Below are 18,671 nucleotides of genomic sequence, written 5' to 3' on the forward strand. Positions count from 1 at the left end.
GCTCCCTACTCCCCCAGCCGCTCCTCCGCCGCCTTCGCCGCCGCCACGCTCGTGGCGAAACAGGCCTGAAGCAGGTAGCCGCCCGTGGGCGCTTCCCAATCCAGCATCTCGCCGGCCAGGAACACGTCGGGCCGCAATCGAAGCGCCAGGCCGTCCAGGCTGTCGAAGACCACGCCGCCGGCCGCGGAGATCGCCCGCTCAAGCGGCCGAGCCGACGTCAGACGGATCGGCGCGGCCTTGATCGCCGCCGCCAGCGCCGCGGGCTCGCTGGGCAGGTCCAGGCCGTGGGCCTCGCGCAGCAGGTTGACCTCGACCGGCGACAGCTTCAGGGCCTTGCGCAGGTGATTGGTCAGCGACTGGCCGCCCCGCGCGCCCGACAGGCGGCGCTCCAGAGTCTCGGCCGGCAGGTCGGGTCGCAGGTCGATGGTCAGCGTCGCATAGCCATCACGGGCGATCGCCTCGCGCGGGGCCGGGCCCAGGGCGTAGATCGCCCCGCCCTCGAGGCCGTAGCCGGCGACCATGGCGTCGCCCCGCGCCTGGCGACCGTCGCAGGCCAGGCGGACGTTCTTCAGCGGCTCGCCGGCGAAGCGGTCGCGGAAGATCGCGCTCCAGGAAACCTCGAAGCCGCAGTTGGCCGGCGCGAACGGCGCGACCCGCGCGCCCTGCCCTTCCAGCACGCCGGTCCAGGCCGCGTCGGAACCGAGCTTGGGCCAGCTGGCCCCGCCCAGCGCCAGGATCGTAACGCGCGGGCGCCAGGCCTCGCGGCCGCCTGGACCATCGACCAGCAGCGCGCCGTCGGCGCCCCAGCCCGCCCAGGCGCAGCGCGTGCGCAGCGAAACACCCAGCCCCTCCAGCCGCGCCAGCCAGGCCCGCAGCAACGGCGAGGCCTTCATGGCCTTGGGAAACACCCGGCCGCTGGCGCCGACATAGGTCTCCTGGCCCAGATCCCTGGCCCAGGCGACGAGATCGGCCGGGGTGAACGCCTCGAGCATCGGCCGCAGCCTCGCGGCGCGCTCGCCGTAGCGGGCCACGAAGCGCTCGAAGTCTTCCGAATGGGTGAGGTTCAGCCCGCCGCGTCCAGCCATCAGGAACTTGCGGCCGAAGGTCGGCATCTTCTCGAACACCACGACCGAGCGCCCGGTCTGCGCCAGGCGCTGGGCGGCGATCAGCCCGGCGGGCCCGCCGCCGACCACGGCGACGTCGATGATCCTGGAAGCGTCAGAAGTCACGCGGCCTCGATATCCGTCAGAGCAAAGTCGCCGCCCTTGTAGAGCAGCGGGACGCCATGCGCCTTGGCGCAGGCGTATGCGAAGCAATCACCCATATTGAGCTTGGCCGGATGGACGCCCTTACCGAAGCGAGCGAATGCGTCGAGCGCCAAGCTCCCCTCACGTGAACCTATCTCCACGACCGAGATTTCGGCGGCGCCGACATAGGACAGCACTTCCAGCTCAGCGTCGGCGACATCCAGGCCCTTGGCGCGAACCAGGCTTCGGACGGTTTCCCAAATTGCGACAGCGGAGGTGACGGCGCCGGACGCGGCCGTCAGACGGAGCTCGAACACCTGCTTTTCAGGTTCGCCAAGAAGGATCGCGCAAAACGCTGAGGCATCGACGAACATCAATCGCCAGAAAGTTCGTCAAAGAACGCCTTGTCGGCCTTGAGGCCCGTGCTGGGCAACGCAGCGATCCGATCACTGATCGCCCGCATATTCGCCAGCTTCTCCTCCCTCGCCTTCTCGCGCACGGCCAGGGCTTCGGCGGCGGCCAGCTTCACCGTCTCGGTGATGCCGAGCCGCGTCTTCTCGGCCAGCTGGCGGACCAGGGCGTCGGTCTCGGGATCGCGGATGTGGAAGGCCATGACGTCTCTCCGTCTAGACGAAAGATAACATCGGCTAGCCGGACCTACAACGAGGGCCCAAAACGCAAGACGGGCGCTGGATCGCTCCAGCGCCCGCCCGCGAAGTCAGTGTGCTTCGATCAGCCGATTAGGCGTTGATCGAGGCCACGTCGACCTTGAAGCCCGGACCCATCGTCGACGACAGGCCGATCTTCTTGACGTAGACGCCCTTGGCGCCCGACGGCTTGGCCTTGTTCAGGGCGTCGATCAGAGCCTTGACGTTGATCAGCAGGGCTTCCTCGGTGAACGAGGCCTTGCCGATGCCGGCGTGAACGATACCGGCCTTTTCGACGCGGAACTCGACGGCGCCGCTCTTGGCGTCCTTGACGGCTTGAGCGACGTTCGGGGTCACGGTGCCGACCTTCGGGTTCGGCATCAGGCCGCGCGGGCCCAGCACCTTACCGAGACGACCGACCAGGGCCATCATGTCCGGCGAGGCGATGACGCGGTCGAAGTCCATGAAGCCGTTCTGGATCTTTTCGACCAGGTCCTCGGCGCCGACGACTTCGGCGCCGGCGGCGGTGGCTTCGGCGGCCTTGGCGTCCTTGGCGAAGACGGCGACGCGAACGTCACGGCCCGTGCCCGACGGCAGTTGAACGACGCCACGGACCTGCTGGTCGGCGTGACGCGGGTCGACGCCCAGGTTCACCGAGATCTCGATGGTCTCGTCGAACTTGGCCTTGGCGTTGGCCTTGACCAGAGCGATGGCTTCGGCGACGGCGTGGGTGGCGTCACGATCGCCGGTCCAGGCCTTGATGCGCTTGGGTTGCGTAGCCATTGGATTAGGCCTCCACGATCTTCAGGCCCATGGCCTTGGCGGAGCCTTCGATGATCTTGGCGGCGGCCTCGATGTCGTTGGCGTTCAGGTCCTTCATCTTCTTTTCGGCGATCTCGCGCAGCTGGGTGCGCGTCACTTCGCCGACGGTCTCACGACCGGTCAGCTTCGCGCCGGACTTCAGGCCGGTGATCTGCTTCAGGTAGTGGGTCGCCGGGGGCGTCTTGGTGATGAAGGTGAACGACTTGTCCTGGTAGACCGTGATCACGGTCGGCAGGGGGGTGCCCTTTTCGACGTTCTCGGTGCGCGCGTTGAACTCCTTACAGAAGCCCATGATGTTGACGCCGCGCTGACCCAGAGCCGGGCCGATGGGGGGCGAAGGCGTGGCCGAGCCAGCCTTCACCTGGAGCTTGATGTAGCCCAGGATCTTCTTAGCCATACTATCCTCTCGTGAGGGCCGGAGCCCTCGCTGGTGAGCCGTGGTGCGGGCTTGGCGGCCCTTCCACGGATTTGGGTTCGCCATAACGGCGAACACGCCTCGGGACCAGGTCCCGAAGCGAGGTCGCGGCGTTTAGCAGGAGAGCGGCCCGCGCGCAAGCTTCCAGGCCCGCCCCGCGACACGACCGGGGATTGAGGCGCAACCATGACGTGTTAATCTCCCCGCCGGGAAAACCATAGGGGGAGATCGCGATGCCGATCAGCAAGCAAGGCTGGGAACTGCATATCGTCCGGCAGACGGTGCAGAGGCGCGCGTCGGACGGAAAGAAGCGCACCGTGGGCGTCTATCAGGTCTATCACGACGGCCAGCCTGTGGCCGGACTGTCGGGACAGACGGCGGAATCGCGCGGTCCTGGCGACAACAGCGTCGCCGAGAACGGCAAGCGCGTGGAGCCCGGCGTCTATCCGCTCTGGACCCAGGACGGCACGAAGTACGACACCATCGGCTATGTCGACAATCTCAGCACCAGCGCCCGGCCCAAGCCCGGCATCGAGCTGAAGAACACCGGCGCGCGGGCCGAGATTCTCATTCATCCGGGCGTGAACAGCTTCCTGTCGTCGATCGGCTGCATCAACCTGTGCACCAGCCTGCCGAACGCCGCCGAGCCGATCTCCTACGTCGGCAGCCGCCGCCGGGTGATCGCCCTGATCGACGACATGAAGGCCTTCCTGAAGACCGACTTCCCCAGCCAGAACAGCCGGCGCATTCCCCGGGCCCAGGTGGTCATCGAGGGCGAGCCCGCCTGAGGCCGAAAAGCAAAAACCCCGCGCCGTCGCCGGCGCGGGGTTTTCGAAAGCTCGATGGAGGGATCGCTTAGGCGATCTTCTCGACCTGACTGTATTCCAGTTCGACCGGGGTGGCGCGGCCGAAGATCGAGACGGTGACCCGCAGGCGGGCCTTTTCCTCGTCGACCTGCTCGACCGAACCGTTGAAGCTGGCGAACGGACCGTCGATGACGCGGACGTTCTCGCCGACTTCGTACAGCACGACGGTCTTGGGCTTCTCGACGCCCTCTTCGATCGCGCCGACGATGCGCTGGACTTCCTTTTCGGAGACCGGGGTCGGCTTGGAGCCGCTGCCCAGGAAGCCCGTCACCTTCGGGGTGTTCTTGATCAGGTGGTAGGCCTCGTCCGAGAGGTTCATCTTCACCAGGACGTAGCCCGGGAAGAACTTGCGCTCGGCGTTGACCTTGCGGCCACGGCGGATCTCGACGACGTCCTCGGTGGGCACCAGGATCTCGGAGAAGCTGTCTTCCAGGCCCTGGGCCTTGGCTTGCTCACGGATGCTCTCGGCCACCTTCTTCTCGAAGTTCGAGTAGGCGTGGACGATGTACCACTTGTGGTTCGGGTTGGTCGCGGTTTCGGTGCTCATGGTCTTTATATGTCTTATCCGGCCGCGAACTTCAGCAGCAGATTGGCCAGCGTACCCAAAATCCAGTCGACGCCGAAGAAGAACACCGAGGCGACGATCACCATGATGAAGACCATCACCGAGGTGATCCAGGTCTCCTTACGGGTGGTCCAGGTGATCTTGCGGGCCTCGGCGCGGACTTCGCGGAAGAACTGCACCGGGTTGAAAGGCTTCTTGGGCGCCGCGGCGGCGGCGGACGGAGCCTGACCGGCAGGGGCCAGCGCCGCGGCCGTACGGGCGGCGCGGTTCTTGATCGCTGACGGGCTGGATCCCGGTTTCCTGGCCATGGTTTCAGAGGCTCGCGTATCTGACAGGCCGGGCCGAACGCCGGACCGGCCGATGACATATAGTGGCAGGAGTGGAGGGACTCGAACCCCCGGCCCTCGGTTTTGGAGACCGATGCTCTACCAGCTGAGCTACACTCCTGCAGAACTCCGGTCCCGATAGAGAGGACCGCAGCCTTGGCGACGGTCCAGGCCGGAGGGCCGCGAGCGGCGCCGCCGACGCTTCCCAGCGCCAGAGCGGCGTCGTGTAGCAGGGTCGTTTGCGCCGGGCAAGCGGATCAGGACGCGTTCGACACGCGTTATTGCGGAAGTCACGGATCAAGCGGCGCCTTTTCACAGGTTTCTTGGTCCGCCCGCGCCCGAAAGAATGGCTGAAAGGATGAAAGATGGCCGCGAATACCGGCGAGCGCCCCTCCAATCGGGAGGTTGAGCACGAGAATCAGCGACCGAATCCGAATGTCGACGGCAAGCCGCCGCGTCCCGCCACCGAACCGGCCGGCGGCGAGGCCAGCGTCGACACGCCGAAGACGCGAACCGACCCCGGCTCCGGCGAGGGCTGAAGCGCAGCCTTCACCGGAGCCTTAGAGCCGTTCGAAGCGACAGGCGGCCTTAGCCGTCCTTCTTCTCTTCGGCGCCGGTCGAGGCGCTCGGCGTCGCCGCCGCGCACTGGACGTTCAGGTACGACCATTTCACGTCCGTGAGCTCACGGCCGCATTCGGTGTTCTTGCCCTGGTCGCGACCACGCAGCGAGACGCCGACCCCCTTGGCGGGGTCCGGAGCCGGGCTGGCGCTGGAAACGTCGTAATAGCCGCCGTTGGGGCCGCGCACGACGAGGCATTTGGTGTTCTCGACCGGCCGCACGCAGCCGCTCGCCGTCACCGACTTGCCCTCCAGAGTCACTTTCTGGGCCTGGGCGGACTTGGATTGGGCGCCGCCTTCACAACCCGCTACGCCTAACGCTAACAGACTGGCCGCCGCGGCGGCCATGATGAACCTCACCCGCATACGTTCCTCCGTATCGTTGGCTTCGCGAACGAAGCAAAAGGAAGTCTGCGCCCCGTTTGGGTGGCCGGCAATCACATTTTTGACACAGTCGGAAAAAGCGAACCGCGTTATTTTGAGCTGCTTGTAGAATTTTTTCTCAAAGCGCGTTCAGAGAGCAAAAGTTGACATCCGCTCTCAACTTCTCACATGACACGCGTGTCGCCTTCAGGGCCGGAGCGACACCCGACTTTTCTTATGCGCGCCGCCGTTCTTCGGACGGCGCGAACAGGATCGAAATCACTGACATGACGGCCGAGACCGCCACCGCCGCCGCCCCTGCTCCCGCCAAGGAGTCCCCGCACCACCTGGAGACCGTCCTCTGGGTCAAGCACTGGACCGACCGGCTGTTCAGCTTCGCCATCACCCGTCCGGCCAGCTTCCGCTTCCGCTCGGGCGAGTTCGTGATGATCGGCCTGCCCGCCCGCGAGGAGCTGGGCGAGAAGAAACCGATCCTGCGCGCCTACTCGATCGGCTCGCCCTCGTTCGCCGAGGAGCTGGAGTTCTTCTCGATCAAGGTGCCCGACGGTCCCCTCACCTCGCGCCTTCAGCAGATCAAGGCCGGCGACCAGATCCTGCTCGGCAAGAAGCCCACCGGCACCCTGGTGCTGGACGCCGTGAAGCCGGGCAAGCGCCTCTTCCTGTTCGGCACCGGCACCGGTCTGGCCCCGTGGCTGTCGGTCGCCCGCGACCCCGACGCCTACAGCCGCTTCGAGAAGGTGATCGTCGCCCACGGCGTGCGCGAAGTGCAGGAACTGGCCTATCGCGACCTCTTCACCAGCGAGATCCACGAGGACCCGCTGGTCGGCGACGAGGCCAAGGCCCAGCTCGTCTACTATCCCACCGTCACCCGCGAGGCGTTCGAGCGCCAGGGCCGCTTCACCGACCTGATCAACAGCGGCAAGCTGTTCGAGGACCTGGGCCTGGAAGGCGGCAAGTTCGATCCCGAGCACGACCGCGCCATGCTGTGCGGCTCGATGGCCATGATCAAGGACACCGCCGCCCTGCTCGAGGCCCACGGCCTGGTCGAGGGCTCCAACGCCGAGCCGGGCGACTTCGTCATCGAGCGCGCCTTCGTCGGCTGATCCGGCGGAAACGAAAACCTCGCCCTTCGACAAGCTCAGGGTGAGGTTTTCTGACGCCAGACCTGCGCATTGGTCCTCATCCTGAGCCTGTCGAAGGACGAGGACCACGCACCGCGCACACCCCGGAGACGGGGCCAAATTGAAAAGGCCAGCCGCGAGGCTGGCCTTTTTGCTGTCTGGCCTAAGCCCTCAACGCCTCCGCGTGTTGGGCAGGAAGGCCGCCAGCAGGCCCAGCGCCGGCAGCACGGCGCACAGCTTGTAGACGGTCTCGACGCCCTTCCAGTCGGCCAGTTCCCCCAGTACGGCCGCGCCCAAGCCGCCCATGCCGAACGAGAAGCCGAAGAACAGGCCCGAGATCATGCCGATCCGGCCCGGCGCCAGCTCCTGGGCCAGCACCACGATGGCCGGGAAGGCCGAGGCCAGCAGCAGGCCGATGACCACCACCAGCGGCCCGGTCCAGAACAGGCTGGCATAGGGCAGCAGCAGCGTGAACGGCAGCACGCCCAGGATCGAGATCCAGATCACCGCCTTGCGGCCGAAGCGGTCGCCCACCGGCCCGCCGGCGATCGTGCCCAGCGCCACCGCCGCCAGGAAGGCGAAGAGGTGCATCTGGGCGTTCTCGACCGACAGGTGGAAGCGCTCGATCAGGTAGAAGGTGAAGTAGCTGGTCAGGCTGGCCATGTAGACGTACTTCGAGAAGATCAGCACCAGCAGGATGGCGATGCCCTTGCCGGCCGCGCCCCTGGGCAGCTCGAGCGAGACCTTGCGGGCCCCGGCCAAGGCCAGGCGCGCCGCGCCGTGGTGACGGGCCCAGACGGCGACGTTCCACAGCACCGCTCCGGCCAGCAGGGCCAGCAGCGCGAAGAAGGCCAGGCTCGACTGCCCCCAGCGCACCACCACCAGGGCCGCGGCCAGCGGTCCCAGCGCCTGGCCGGCGTTGCCGCCCACCTGGAACAGCGACTGGGCCAGGCCCGGCCGGCCGCCCGCCGCCATCCGCGCCACTCGCGAGGACTCGGGGTGGAAGACCGAGGAGCCGACGCCCAGCAGGCACGCGCCCAGCAGAACGAGGCCATAGACGTGCGCCACCGACAGCACCGCCAGGCCCGCCAGCGAGAACAGCGTCCCGCCCGGCAGCACCCACGGGTTGGAACGGCGGTCGGCGTACAGGCCCACCAGCGGCTGCAGGATCGAGGCGGTGATCTGGTAGGCTAGGGTGACCAGGCCGATCTCGCCGAAGCTTAAGTGCAGGTCGGTCTTCAGGTTCGGATAGATGGCCGGCAACAGCGACTGCATCATGTCGTTGAGCAGGTGGCAGCCGCTGATCGCGAGGATCACGCCGAACACCGTGGTCTCTGCCTGCGGGCTGGACGGGTCGGCGGCGGGGGATCGGATCGCGGTCTCGGTCATCAGGCTCTTCCAGTGAAGGTGAGACCGCGATAGGACCTGCGGAGGCGTCCCGCATTCCGCATCGGGACTTTCACTTTCGAGAGTGGGACAGATGGCCAAGCCCTGGGTGCATCCGGCCGACTACGACGCCACGCCCCGTCCGGTGGTGGCCACGGGCAACGAGTACCCGCCCTCGTTCGAGCTGGACTGGCACCAGCACGGGCGCGGCCAGCTGCTCTACGCCGCCGCGGGCGTGGCCGTGGTCTCGACCCCGCACGGCGCTTGGATCGCCCCGCCAGAGCGCGCGGTCTGGACCCCGGCCGGCACGCCCCACTCGGTGCGCATGGTCGGGGCGGTCAGCACCCGCAGCGTGCTGCTGGACAAGCGGGCCTCGGCCGTACTGGGCGACACCGGCCGGGTGATCGGAGTCTCGCCGCTGGTGCGCCACCTGCTGATCGCCGCCTGCGCCATTCCGGTCGACTACGACGAGGCCGGCCGCGACGGCCTGGTCATGGACCTGCTGCTGGCCGAACTGGCCCGCGCCCCGGTGATCCCGCTGGCCGTGCCCTTTCCCGCCGCCCCGGCCCTGGCCAAGCGCTGCCACGCCTTCCTCGAGCGCCCCACCCCGCACGAGACCATCGACGACTGGTGCGGCGAGCTGGGCCTGGGCCGCCGGGCCTTCACCCGCGCCTTCCGCCGCGAGACCGGCATGAGCTTCGGCGCCTGGCGGCAGCAGGCCCTCTTGCTGGCCGCCCTGCCCCGGCTGGCGGCCGGCGAGCCGGTGACCACCATCGCGCTGGATCTCGGCTACGACAGCCCGGCGGCCTTCTCGACCATGTTCAAGCGCCTGCTGGGCATTCCGCCAAACCGGTACAAGCCGGGCGGGGCCGGCGCAGGTTTCGATTGACCCGCGCCCGCTCCTGCCACAGCCATGGCCCGCGCCCAGACAGAGACCATCGATCCGTGAGCCAAGCCCTGAAGAACCTGACCGTCGAGGAAGCCCGGGGCCGGATGCTGGACGGCGCCGCCCGCCTGGGCGTCGAGACCGTCGCCCTGCCCCTGGCCGTCGGCCGCGTGCTGGCGCAGGACATCGTCGCCGATCGCTGCCAGCCGCCCTTCGACGCCTCGGCCATGGACGGCTGGGCGATCCGCCGGGCCGACTATGGCGTGGTCGCAGCCTTCGCGATCGTCGGCGAAAGCGCCGCCGGACGGGCCTATCCGAACGCCGTGCAGGCGGGGCAGGCCGTGCGGATCTTCACCGGCGCCCCAGTTCCCGCCGGCGCCGACCTCGTCGTCATCCAGGAAGAGGCGACGCGCGAGCGCGACCAGGTGGCCTTCGCGGCCGGTGAAAGCCCCAAGGCCAACATCCGCCCGGCGGGTGGCGACTTCCGCGCCGGCGACCGGCTGCTGGAAGCCGGCGTGCGCATCGATCCCTGGCGACTGTCGCTGGCCGCCGCCGCCGGCCTGGCCGAGCTGCCCGTCGCGCGCCGCCCCAGGGTGGCGATCCTGGCCACGGGCGACGAACTGGTTCCCCCCGGCGGCGCGCCGGCGCCAGACCAGATCTTCGAGTCCGGCTCGTTCAGCCTGGCGGCCCTGATCGAGGCCTGGGGCGGACAGGCGATCAAGCTCGCCCCCGCCGCCGACTCCGTCGAGGCCATCGCCGCCGCCGTCGCCGACGCGGCCGTCGACCTGGTGGTGACCATCGGCGGCGCCTCGGTCGGCGACTACGACCTGGTCAAGCCGGCCATGAGCCGACTGGGCCTTTCCCTGCGCGTGCAGACCATCGCCGTGCGGCCGGGCAAGCCGACCTGGTTCGGCCATCTCGACGACGGCCGCCGGGTGCTGGGACTGCCGGGCAATCCGGCCTCGGCCCTGGTCTGCGCCGAGCTCTTCCTGCGCCCCCTGCTGGCGGCCCTGTCCGGCGCCGATCCGGCCCTGCCCTTCGGCGTCGCGCGCCTGGCCGCTGCGCTGCCCGCCGCCGGCCCGCGCGAGCACTGGATGCGCGCCGCCCGCGCCATCGACGCCGAGGGTCGGGTGACGGTCGCACCCTTCCCCGACCAGGATTCCTCGCTGGTCGGCGTGTTCGCCCGGGCCGACGCCCTGGTCATGCGTCCCGCCGGCGCCCCGCCCGCCGCCGCCGGCGACCTGGTGACCACCCTGCCGCTGGCCCGCGCCTGAAACGCCCCCTGAATCGGCGACGACGAGCGAGCGGCATGCTAAGCCGCGAAAGTTGAACGGAGTTCGAGTGTCCATGGGTCGCGCCGGCAAGATCGCAGCGCATGTGTTCCTGGCCTTCCTGGCCCTGCTGGTCGGACAGGTCCTGGCCGTCGGCCTGGACACCGACCGGCCGGGCCTGCTGGCCCATGCCGGCCTCTACGCCCTGTCGGCCTTTCTGGTGGAACTGCTGTTTCGGCTGGAGCGCGCGCCCTGGCGGTTCGTGGCCGCCGCCGACTACCTGCGCATCGCCCGCTCGGCGGCGCTGACGGCCCTGACCTTCTCGCTGCTGGCGTTCCTGGTCCTGCCCGACCTCGACGGCGGCCTGCGCACCATCCTGGCGGCCCTGGTCGTGCAGATCGGCCTGCTGGCCGCCCTGCGCGTCGGCCGCCGCGCCCTGCACGAGGGCGTGCTGGCCGAGGCCCTGCTGCGCCTGCGCCCCGCCCCCGCCCACCCGGCCCTGCCGCGCCTGCTGATCATCGGCACGGCGGCCGAGGCCGAGGCCTTCCTGCGCGACCCGGCCCTGGCCGAGCGCTACGCCGTGGTCGGCCTGCTCACCCCCGAGGCCCGCGAGACCGGCGACGAGATCCGCGGCGTCTGCGTGCTGGGCGCCATCGACCGCTTCGACGCCGTCATGCGCCAGCTCAGCGACGGCGGCCTGTCGCCGGCCGCCGTGCTGTTCCTGGCCGAGGCCCCGCTGGGCGCCTTCGGCGCCGAGCGCCTGGGCCGGCTGAAGAGCGAGGGCGTGCGCCTGCTGCGCCGCCAGGGCGTCGTCGAGATGGGCGAAGGCCCCACCGCCGCGGCCCTGCGCGAGATCAGCCTCGAGGAGCTGCTCAGCCGCGCGCCCGTGCGCCTCGACCCCGCGCCCGTCCGCGCCCTGGTCAGCGGCCGCCGCGTGCTGGTCACCGGCGCCGGCGGCAGCATCGGCTCGGAGCTGTGCCGGCAGATCGCCGCCAGCGGGGCGGCCCACCTGACGATGGTCGACGCCTCCGAGGCCAACCTCTTCCTGATCGACCGCGAGATCGCCGAGGCCTGGCCCGCCCTGCCGCGCCGCGAGGCCCTGTGCGACGTGCGCGATGCGGATCGCGTGTCCCGCCTACTGGCCGCCGAACAGCCCGACATCGTCTTCCACGCCGCCGCCCTCAAACACGTGCCGATGGTCGAGAACCACCCTTGCGAGGGCGTGCGCACCAACGTGCTGGGCACCCGCAACGTCGCCATGGCCGCCAAGGCCGCCGGCGCCGCGCACTTCGCCCTGATCTCGACCGACAAGGCCGTGGCCCCGTCCAGCGTCATGGGCGCCACCAAGCGCGTGGCCGAGGCCTTGGCCCGCCAGTTCGGCGGCGGCGGCCAGATGCGGGTCGGCGTCGTTCGCTTCGGCAATGTGCTGGGCTCGGCCGGGTCGGTGGTGCCGGTGTTCCGCCACCAGATCGCCCGCGGCGGCCCGGTCACCCTGACCGACGCCAATGTCGAGCGCTACTTCATGACCATCCCCGAGGCGGTGTCGCTGGTGCTGCGGGCCGTGGCCCAGTCGGCCGCTGACGCCGAACCGCCCGCCGGCGTGCTGACACTGGAGATGGGCGAGCCGGTGAAGATCATCGACCTGGCCCGCCGGATGATCGAGCTGCAAGGCCTCGTCCCCGGCAAGGACATCGAAATCCGCATCACCGGCCTGCGTCCGGGCGAGAAGCTCACCGAGGCGCTGGTCGACGTCAACGAGACCGCCGCGCCCAAGTCGGCCGGCGTGGTCGAGGCCACCCCGGTGGCGCCGACGCCCCGCATCGACGATGCGACCCTGGCCAGCCTGGAAACCGCCGCCATCGCCGGCGACGAGTTCGGCGTGCGCGCGCAACTGTTCGCCCTGGTCGAGCGGCTAAGGGCCACGAAGGTGGAGACGGCGAAGGCCTAAATCCTTCTCCCCTCCTGGCGCGAGCCAGACGAGGCAGATCCTCAATCCGTAAAATCCCCGCGAAGGCGGGGACCCAGGTGTTTTATCGTCGGGCGCCACGCGTTTCAGAAAAAGCCTGGGTCCCCGCCTTCGCGGGGATTTTACGGAAAGAAGAACAAGCCCCTTTTTCCCCTGCTCTAGTGAAAATCCCGGCTTCGCAGCAGCCGGCCCGAGACCTTCTGGCGCACGCGCGGCGCCGGGGCGTCGGGTTCGTCGCGCAGGGTCGACAGCTCCGCCGACAGGTCGGTGAAGCTCTCGGCGACGATGTGGATCACGCCCTCGGCCGCCTGCACCCGGCCATGCACCACCAGGAACGAGGCGGTCATCACCACGTTGCGGTCTGCCTCGAAGCGGTCCTTCCAGACGACCGCGTTGGCCACGCCCGTCTCGTCCTCCAGGGTGACGAACACCACGCCCTTGGCCGTGCCCGGCCGCTGGCGGATCAGGACGAGGCCGCCGACCGACACCTTCTGGCCGTTGCGCATCCCCGCCAGCCGGTCGGCGGTGACCGCGCCCATCTCCCGCAGCATCGGCCGGTAGAAGCCGCACGGGTGAGCCTTCAGGGAGAGGCTGGTGGTGCGGTAGTCCTCGGCCACCTCCTGCGGCTTGCCCATGGCCGGCAGGGCCACCTGGTCCTCGAACAGCGGCAGGCCCGCCAGCAGCGGGGCCTGGACGGGCGCCCTGTGCTCGCCCTTCAGCCCCTTGACCGCCCACAGGGCGTCGCGCCGCGACAGGCCCGTCGAGGCGAAGGCGTCGGCCTCGGCCAGCAGTTCCAGCGCCCGCTGCGGCACGCCGCCCTGCGCGAACTCCGCCGGCGTGCGGGCGCCCTCGTCGCGGGCCTTCACAAGGGCTTTGACGTCGACTTCCTTGAGGCCCTTGATCTGGCGCAGGCCCAGCCGCAGCGCCTTCCAGCGGGGGCGGGTCTTTTCGCAGGAGATCTTGTGGGGGTCGCGTCGTGACGGAGGGGGCGAGGGACGGAGCTCAGCGCCCGGTCTCGCCCCCTCCACCACTTCGTGGTCCCCCTCCCCCGCTGACGCGAGGGAGGAGCAGGAAGCCTCCAGCGTGCAATCCCAGTCACTCGCCATCACGTCCGGCGGCCGCACCTCGACCCCGTGTTCGCGGGCGTCGCGCACCAGCTGCGAAGGTTGGTAGAAACCCATCGGCTGGGAGTTGATCAGGGCCGCGCAGAACACGTCCGGCCAAGCCCATTTGATCCAGGCCGAGACATAGACCAGCTTGGCGAAGCTGGCCGCGTGGCTTTCCGGAAAGCCGTAGTGGCCAAAGCCCTCGATCTGCTTGAAGCAGCGCTCGGCGAAGTCGCGCTGGTAGCCGCGCCGGACCATGCCCTCGACGAACTTCACCCGGTACTCGGCCGGCGTGCCCAGGTTGCGGAAGGTGGCCATGGCCTTGCGCAGGCCGTCGGCTTCGTCGGGCGTGAACTTGGCCGCCTCGATGGCGAGACTCATGGCCTGCTCCTGGAACAGCGGCACGCCGTAGGTGTTGCCGAGGATCTGCTCCAGTTCGTCCTCAGGACCTTGCTCCGGCGAGGGCGCGGGCATGTGCACCGGCTCGATTCCGTTCCGGCGCTTGAGATACGGATGCACCATGTCGCCCTGGATCGGCCCTGGCCGCACGATCGCCACCTCGATGACCAGGTCGTAGAACCGGCGCGGCCGCAGGCGCGGCAGCATCGACATCTGCGCCCGGCTCTCGACCTGGAACACCCCGATGCTGTCGGCCACGCACAGCATGTCGTAGACGCCCGCCACCTCGGCCGGCACGTCGGCCAGGTCGACGACGTTCTCCCCATGATCGGCGCGCAGCATGCCGAAGGCCCGCTGGATCGCCGTCAGCATGCCCAGGGCCAGAACGTCGACCTTCATCAGGCCCAGGCTGTCGATGTCGTCCTTGTCCCACTCGATGAAGGTGCGGTCCTTCATCGCCGCATTGCCGATCGGCACGGTCTCGTCCAGCCGCCGCTTGGTCAGCACGAAGCCGCCCACGTGCTGCGACAGGTGGCGGGGAAAGCCCATCAGCTCGGTGGCCAGGGCCACGGCGCGGGCGATCTCCGGCGCCTTGGGATCAAGTCCTGCGTTCTTCAGGTGCTCCTCGGGCAGGCCGTCGCCCCAGCTGCCCCAGACCGTGCCGGCCAGCAGGCTGGTGACGTCCTCGGTCAGGCCCAGGGCCTTGCCGACGTCGCGGATGGCGCTGCGCGGGCGGTAGTGGATCACCGTGCCGCAGATGGCCGCATATTCCCGGCCATAGCGCTGGTAGACGTACTGCATCACCTCCTCGCGCCGCTCGTGCTCGAAGTCGACGTCGATGTCGGGCGGCTCGCCGCGGTTTTCGGAGATGAAGCGGGTGAACAGCAGCCGGTGCTTGGTGGGATCGATCGCCGTCACCCCCAGGCAGTAGCAGACCGAGGAATTGGCCGCAGACCCCCGCCCCTGGCACAGGATCCCCTGCCCCCGCGCCCAGCCGACGATGTCGTGCACCGTGATGAAGTAGTTGGGGTAGTCCATCTTGGCGATCAGCCGCAGCTCTTCCTTCAGCTGGGCCTCGACCTTGGGCGGAACCCCGTCCGGATAGCGCCAGGCCGCGCCCTGCCAGGTCAGGTCGGTCAGGTGCTGCATCGAGGTCTTGCCCGGCGGCACCGGCTCGTCGGGATACTCTTCCTCGAGGTCCTTGAGGTCGAAGCCGATGCGCTGGACGATCTCGGTGGTGCGCGCGATCGCCCTTGGCCAGCGCTCGAAGAGGCGCGCCATCTCGGCCGGGGCCTTGATATGGCGCTCGGCGTTGGCCTCGAGCCGGAACCCCGCTTCCTGGATCGTGCAGTGCTCGCGAACGCAGGTGATGACGTCCTGCAAAGGCCGCCGCTCGGGGCCGTGATAGAGCACGTCGTTGGTGGCGACCATCGGCGCGCCGGCCGCCTCGCCAAGGGCGTCCAGCCGCGAGAGGCGCTTGAGGTCCTGGGCGGCATAGGCCCGGGACGCGGCCAGCCACACCCGGCCCTTCAGGGCGGCGGCGATGCGGTGAAGGTCGGCTTCGAAGGCGGCGTCCAGTTTCTCGGGCGGGACGACCAGCACCAGCTGCCCCTCGGCGTGCTGGGCGAAGTCGGCCCATGACAGGACGCACTCGCCCTTGCCCGCCCGCCGCTGGCCCACCGTCAAAAGCCGGGTCAGCCGCGCGAAGGCCTCGCGGTCGGACGGATAGCAGAGCAGGCTCGGCGTGCCGTCGGCGAAGTCGAGACGACAGCCGGCCAGGGCCCGGACCTTGAGTTTCTTCGCGGCCGTCCAGGCGCGCACCACCCCCGCCAGGCTGTTGCGGTCGACCACGCCCACGGCGGAAAGGCCCAGGGCCTCGGCGGTCAGCATCAGCTCCTCGGCGCGGGAAGCGCCGCGCAGGAACGAGAAGTTGGTGGCGGCCTGGAGTTCGGCGTAGGCGGTCATGGGATCCTCCCCCTGTGGGGGAGGTGTCCTCGAAGCGGACGGAGGGGGGAGGAGCTGACGAGCGTCGACCGCCGCGGAAGCTGAAAACGCCCCCCCTCCGGCCCTCCGGGCCACCTCCCCCAGAGGGGGAGGATCTTCTTAGGGCCGGCGTCCCCAGACCCTCCCCCTGAAGGGGGAGGTGGCCCGGAGGGCCGGAGGGGGAAGAGGCTGCTAAGTTCGGCGCGCACAAGACCGCGAGGAATGACTTCCCCCTCCGTCGGCTTCGCCGACACCTCCCCCTTCGGGGGGAGGGTCTGATCAACCAAACAGGCCATGCAGCCACCACTTCGGCAAGGCGTCGTCGCCATAGAGCCCTTGCCGATAGATCCAGAACCGGCCGCCGGCCTCGTCCTCCACCCGGTAGTAGTCGCGGATCCTGCCCGGACCCGTGTCGTCGAAGTCGCCGCGCCACCATTCCTGGCCGATGCGCTCGGGGCCCTCGGCGGCGCGCAGGCGGTGATGGCGGCCGCGCCAGGTGAAGCGCAGCGGCGGGTCGTCGGGCAGCTTGGCCATCACCTCGATCGGCTCGGGACGTTTCAGCAGCCTGGTCGGGCGCGGCAGGTCGGGGTTCCAGGGCCGGGCGTCCGTCGGCGCCGCCAGGGGCGCGGACCGGCCCACGGCGCGCTCGGGCACGTGGCTTTCCACCGGATCGGGCCGCCAGACCCGCCCTTCGCCCAGACGGTTGACCAGTCGGTCGACCAGCGGGGCCAAGGCCTCAGCCGCGTCGAGTTCGGCGTCGATGCGCGCCTGTCCCTGGACCAAAGTCTCGACCGCGAAGGCGTGGACGGTGATCACGTCGATGCCGAAGCCCGGATCGACGACGTCGAGCCTGGGCGCGACCAGCTTGGCCAGGCGCGCCGCGTCGCGTCCCGGCCGCGCCAGCCCGACGGGCACGGCGAAGGCCTTGCCGTCCAGGCGATGGTAGACGACCTCGAACCGCTTGGCGCCGCGCCCCTCGGCCTCCAGCCGCTTGCAGATCAGGGCCAGCACGTCGGCGGCGACACGGGCCAGATCCTCGGGCGCGCTGATCGGCTCGAAGAAGGCCAGGCGCTCGAACCACGGACTGGCCGGACGCCGGAAGGCCAGCGCCTCGCCAGCCGCGCCCAGGGCCTGGTCCAGCCGCTGGGTGAAGGAAAGGCCGAAGCGCTTGGCCATCTGGGCGCGCGGCAGGGCGTAGAGCTGGCCCACGCGATGCAGGCCCAGGCGCGGCAGCTGGGCCTGAGCGGACTCGTCCAGCCGCAGGGCCGCCACCGGCAGGCGGGAGAGCGCCTCGCGCTGGCCGCCGGGCGGAACCACCGACGCTGCCCGTCCGAAGCGAGTCTCTCCAAAGCGAGCCAGGGCCCAGGCCGCCCCGGCGGTGTCGGCGATGGCCCCGCGCGCCGGCACGCCCCAGCGCGACAGCCGCTCCAGCAGGTCGGCCAGCATGGCGGGCTCGCCGCCCCACAGGTGGTCGGTCCCGGTGATGTCGAGCAGCAGGCCGTCCTCGCCGTCCACCGCCACGGCCGGCGAGAACCGCACGCACCAGTCGCAGAGGCTCTCCAGCGCCCGCCGGTCGGCCTCGGGGTCGTGATCGGCGGTGACCAGCTGCGGAACCAGCGCCAGGGCGTCGGCGGCCTTCTGGCCGGCGGAAAGACCCAGCGCCATGGCGGCGGCGTCGACGGCGGCCAGGCGCCGGGTTCCGCGTTCGGAGACCAGCAGGGCGAAGGGGGGGTCTTCTAAGATCCTCCCCCTGAAGGGGGAGGTGTCGCCGAAGGCGACGAAGGGGGAAGTTTCTGCTGAGGCGGACACCCCTTCCCCCTCCGACCGCTTCGCGGCCACCTTTCCCTTCGGGGAGAGGATCTTTCCCTCACCCCGCTCTGCGAAGGCGTTCGGGTGGTGTCTCAACCAGGTCGTGATCGGCCAGTTCGGACACCACACGGAAAGGATGCGGGCCATGGTCGGCCTCCGAATGTTCCAGGATCCACGCCCCCGGGCGTCCGCCCCGGCAGCGTTCCAGCGTCACGCGCCAGGCCGGGGGACCAAGCCCCAGGCCATCCGGCGGCGCGCGCCCCGGGGCGGGTCCCACCCGCCATCGGCTGAAGGCGGCCGAGCCGGTCGCCCCCCTGGCCGGCCCGCCATAGGGTCGGCGATGCAGCACGACCCCAAAGCCCCCCGCCCGCTCGCAGGCCAGTTGCAGCCGGCGGCCGGCCACCAGATCCGGCGCCTCGGCCTCGCCGATGGCGACGGAGACGCCGGGCGTGGCCAGCGCGTCCTCCATCACCGAAAGCCCCTCGGCCTCGTCGCGGACCCGCACCATCACCAGCCGTTCGACCGGAAAGCCCAGGTTTACCAGGCCCGGCGCGTAGAGGTCCGAGCGCCGCAGCACCCACACCACCGCGCCCTTGGCCGCCCGAGGCCTGGCCAGCAGCGCCGCGAAAGCCGCCGTCGCCGCCCCGCTCTCGCCCTCCAGCCCCTCGCCGACCACCTCGTGCCAGCCCGCCCTGGGCAGCCCTCCGCCGGGCAGGCGGCTGTCGATGCGCGGATCGCCGAACGGCAGGACCGGAGTCGGAGTCCGAGTCCCCGCCTCGATGGCGGCGATCCGACCTCTCAGGGCCTCGATACGCGCCTCGCGCGAGCCGGGCATGGCGACCTCCGTTCCCATT

General features: G+C 69.9%; 17 protein-coding genes, 1 tRNA gene and 1 pseudogene. 6 read left to right on the forward strand and 13 right to left on the reverse strand.

Annotated elements, in window-relative coordinates; genetic code table 11:
- Positions 1-5: 5 nt before the first annotated feature.
- The 5 genes from DDF62_RS07490 to rplK form a co-directional block, all read right to left on the reverse strand.
- Positions 6-1,229 carry a TIGR03862 family flavoprotein gene (locus tag DDF62_RS07490; RefSeq protein WP_116488552.1) on the reverse strand — a complete coding sequence of 408 codons (1,224 nt, stop codon included), beginning with the start codon at positions 1,227-1,229 and terminating at the stop codon, positions 6-8.
- Entirely contained in the window at positions 1,226-1,621 is a 396-nt protein-coding gene (locus tag DDF62_RS07495; protein ID WP_116488553.1) for a type II toxin-antitoxin system VapC family toxin, read from the reverse strand. Before DDF62_RS07495 ends, DDF62_RS07490 begins: the two co-directional genes overlap by 4 nt.
- Complete coding sequence (locus DDF62_RS07500) at positions 1,621-1,860, reverse strand: type II toxin-antitoxin system VapB family antitoxin (protein WP_116488554.1); 240 nt, start codon at positions 1,858-1,860, stop codon at positions 1,621-1,623. Before DDF62_RS07500 ends, DDF62_RS07495 begins: the two co-directional genes overlap by 1 nt.
- Before the next feature lie 127 nt (positions 1,861-1,987).
- Complete coding sequence (rplA, locus tag DDF62_RS07505) at positions 1,988-2,677, reverse strand: 50S ribosomal protein L1 (protein WP_101719572.1); 690 nt, start codon at positions 2,675-2,677, stop codon at positions 1,988-1,990.
- 4 nt (positions 2,678-2,681) lie between these two features.
- Positions 2,682-3,113 carry a 50S ribosomal protein L11 gene (rplK, locus tag DDF62_RS07510; protein ID WP_058346464.1) on the reverse strand — a complete coding sequence of 144 codons (432 nt, stop codon included), beginning with the start codon at positions 3,111-3,113 and terminating at the stop codon, positions 2,682-2,684.
- Positions 3,114-3,364: 251 nt separating this feature from the next.
- Between rplK and DDF62_RS07515 the strand changes: the two genes are divergently transcribed.
- Entirely contained in the window at positions 3,365-3,919 is a 555-nt protein-coding gene (locus tag DDF62_RS07515; protein ID WP_116488555.1) for a hypothetical protein, read from the forward strand.
- Between the two features lie 67 nt (positions 3,920-3,986).
- Here DDF62_RS07515 and nusG read toward each other — a convergent pair whose 3' ends face one another.
- The 3 genes from nusG to DDF62_RS07530 form a co-directional block, all read right to left on the reverse strand.
- Positions 3,987-4,544: a transcription termination/antitermination protein NusG gene (gene nusG, locus DDF62_RS07520; protein ID WP_058346465.1), complete on the reverse strand. Its 558-nt coding sequence runs from the start codon at positions 4,542-4,544 to the stop codon at positions 3,987-3,989.
- A 14-nt stretch (positions 4,545-4,558) separates the two neighbouring features.
- Positions 4,559-4,870 (reverse strand): preprotein translocase subunit SecE, encoded by a 312-nt coding sequence (gene secE, locus DDF62_RS07525; RefSeq protein WP_101719570.1) that lies wholly within the window; start codon positions 4,868-4,870, stop codon positions 4,559-4,561.
- A 63-nt stretch (positions 4,871-4,933) separates the two neighbouring features.
- A tRNA-Trp gene (locus DDF62_RS07530) sits at positions 4,934-5,009 on the reverse strand.
- 244 nt (positions 5,010-5,253) lie between these two features.
- Between DDF62_RS07530 and DDF62_RS25555 the strand changes: the two genes are divergently transcribed.
- Positions 5,254-5,427, forward strand: a complete 174-nt coding sequence (locus DDF62_RS25555; RefSeq protein ID WP_165799384.1) for a hypothetical protein — start codon at positions 5,254-5,256, stop codon at positions 5,425-5,427.
- Positions 5,428-5,476: 49 nt separating this feature from the next.
- Here the strand turns inward: DDF62_RS25555 and DDF62_RS07535 are convergent, their stop codons facing one another.
- Positions 5,477-5,767 carry a hypothetical protein gene (locus DDF62_RS07535; RefSeq protein WP_240633813.1) on the reverse strand — a complete coding sequence of 97 codons (291 nt, stop codon included), beginning with the start codon at positions 5,765-5,767 and terminating at the stop codon, positions 5,477-5,479.
- A gap of 328 nt (positions 5,768-6,095) precedes the next feature.
- Between DDF62_RS07535 and DDF62_RS07540 the strand changes: the two are divergent.
- Positions 6,096-6,993: pseudogene (locus DDF62_RS07540) on the forward strand (ferredoxin--NADP reductase); the annotation flags it as partial.
- A gap of 189 nt (positions 6,994-7,182) precedes the next feature.
- Here the strand turns inward: DDF62_RS07540 and DDF62_RS07545 are convergent.
- Entirely contained in the window at positions 7,183-8,400 is a 1,218-nt protein-coding gene (locus DDF62_RS07545) for an MFS transporter (protein WP_116488557.1), read from the reverse strand.
- A gap of 91 nt (positions 8,401-8,491) precedes the next feature.
- On the opposite strand from DDF62_RS07545, the gene DDF62_RS07550 reads away from it, so the two are divergent.
- The 3 genes from DDF62_RS07550 to DDF62_RS07560 all read left to right on the forward strand — a co-directional run bounded on the left by DDF62_RS07550 (position 8,492) and on the right by DDF62_RS07560 (position 12,502).
- Positions 8,492-9,286, forward strand: a complete 795-nt coding sequence (locus DDF62_RS07550; protein WP_116488558.1) for an AraC family transcriptional regulator — start codon at positions 8,492-8,494, stop codon at positions 9,284-9,286.
- A gap of 56 nt (positions 9,287-9,342) precedes the next feature.
- Positions 9,343-10,557 (forward strand): molybdopterin molybdotransferase MoeA, encoded by a 1,215-nt coding sequence (locus DDF62_RS07555; RefSeq protein WP_279629659.1) that lies wholly within the window; start codon positions 9,343-9,345, stop codon positions 10,555-10,557.
- A gap of 73 nt (positions 10,558-10,630) precedes the next feature.
- Positions 10,631-12,502: a nucleoside-diphosphate sugar epimerase/dehydratase gene (locus DDF62_RS07560; protein ID WP_116488559.1), complete on the forward strand. Its 1,872-nt coding sequence runs from the start codon at positions 10,631-10,633 to the stop codon at positions 12,500-12,502.
- Between the two features lie 176 nt (positions 12,503-12,678).
- On the opposite strand, the gene DDF62_RS07565 is transcribed toward DDF62_RS07560, so the two are convergent.
- The 3 genes from DDF62_RS07565 to DDF62_RS07575 form a co-directional block, all read right to left on the reverse strand.
- Positions 12,679-15,990 (reverse strand): error-prone DNA polymerase, encoded by a 3,312-nt coding sequence (locus tag DDF62_RS07565; RefSeq protein ID WP_116488560.1) that lies wholly within the window; start codon positions 15,988-15,990, stop codon positions 12,679-12,681.
- A 297-nt stretch (positions 15,991-16,287) separates the two neighbouring features.
- The gene (locus DDF62_RS07570) at positions 16,288-17,964 is read right to left on the reverse strand and encodes a Y-family DNA polymerase (protein WP_116488561.1); all 1,677 of its coding nucleotides are present in this window, start codon (positions 17,962-17,964) and stop codon (positions 16,288-16,290) included.
- Positions 17,876-18,652, reverse strand: a complete 777-nt coding sequence (locus tag DDF62_RS07575) for an ImuA family protein (protein ID WP_116488593.1) — start codon at positions 18,650-18,652, stop codon at positions 17,876-17,878. Before DDF62_RS07575 ends, DDF62_RS07570 begins: the two co-directional genes overlap by 89 nt.
- Positions 18,653-18,671: the final 19 nt, after the last annotated feature.

This window comes from Caulobacter radicis (genome assembly GCF_003094615.1).
Classification (GTDB): domain Bacteria; phylum Pseudomonadota; class Alphaproteobacteria; order Caulobacterales; family Caulobacteraceae; genus Caulobacter; species Caulobacter radicis.

What these genes read in the sequence shown, in the direction of transcription:
- DDF62_RS07575 (WP_116488593.1), bottom strand. Translation starts at nt 18,652, where the DNA reads ATGCCCGGCTCGCGCGAGGCGCGTATCGAGGCCCTGAGAGGTCGGATC.
- secE (WP_101719570.1), bottom strand. Translation starts at nt 4,870, where the DNA reads ATGGCCAGGAAACCGGGATCCAGCCCGTCAGCGATCAAGAACCGCGCC.
- DDF62_RS07565 (WP_116488560.1), bottom strand. Translation starts at nt 15,990, where the DNA reads ATGACCGCCTACGCCGAACTCCAGGCCGCCACCAACTTCTCGTTCCTG.
- DDF62_RS07495 (WP_116488553.1), bottom strand. Translation starts at nt 1,621, where the DNA reads ATGTTCGTCGATGCCTCAGCGTTTTGCGCGATCCTTCTTGGCGAACCT.
- DDF62_RS25555 (WP_165799384.1), top strand. Translation starts at nt 5,254, where the DNA reads ATGGCCGCGAATACCGGCGAGCGCCCCTCCAATCGGGAGGTTGAGCAC.
- DDF62_RS07515 (WP_116488555.1), top strand. Translation starts at nt 3,365, where the DNA reads ATGCCGATCAGCAAGCAAGGCTGGGAACTGCATATCGTCCGGCAGACG.
- DDF62_RS07545 (WP_116488557.1), bottom strand. Translation starts at nt 8,400, where the DNA reads ATGACCGAGACCGCGATCCGATCCCCCGCCGCCGACCCGTCCAGCCCG.
- rplK (WP_058346464.1), bottom strand. Translation starts at nt 3,113, where the DNA reads ATGGCTAAGAAGATCCTGGGCTACATCAAGCTCCAGGTGAAGGCTGGC.
- rplA (WP_101719572.1), bottom strand. Translation starts at nt 2,677, where the DNA reads ATGGCTACGCAACCCAAGCGCATCAAGGCCTGGACCGGCGATCGTGAC.
- DDF62_RS07570 (WP_116488561.1), bottom strand. Translation starts at nt 17,964, where the DNA reads ATGGCCCGCATCCTTTCCGTGTGGTGTCCGAACTGGCCGATCACGACC.
- nusG (WP_058346465.1), bottom strand. Translation starts at nt 4,544, where the DNA reads ATGAGCACCGAAACCGCGACCAACCCGAACCACAAGTGGTACATCGTC.
- DDF62_RS07550 (WP_116488558.1), top strand. Translation starts at nt 8,492, where the DNA reads ATGGCCAAGCCCTGGGTGCATCCGGCCGACTACGACGCCACGCCCCGT.
- DDF62_RS07500 (WP_116488554.1), bottom strand. Translation starts at nt 1,860, where the DNA reads ATGGCCTTCCACATCCGCGATCCCGAGACCGACGCCCTGGTCCGCCAG.
- DDF62_RS07560 (WP_116488559.1), top strand. Translation starts at nt 10,631, where the DNA reads ATGGGTCGCGCCGGCAAGATCGCAGCGCATGTGTTCCTGGCCTTCCTG.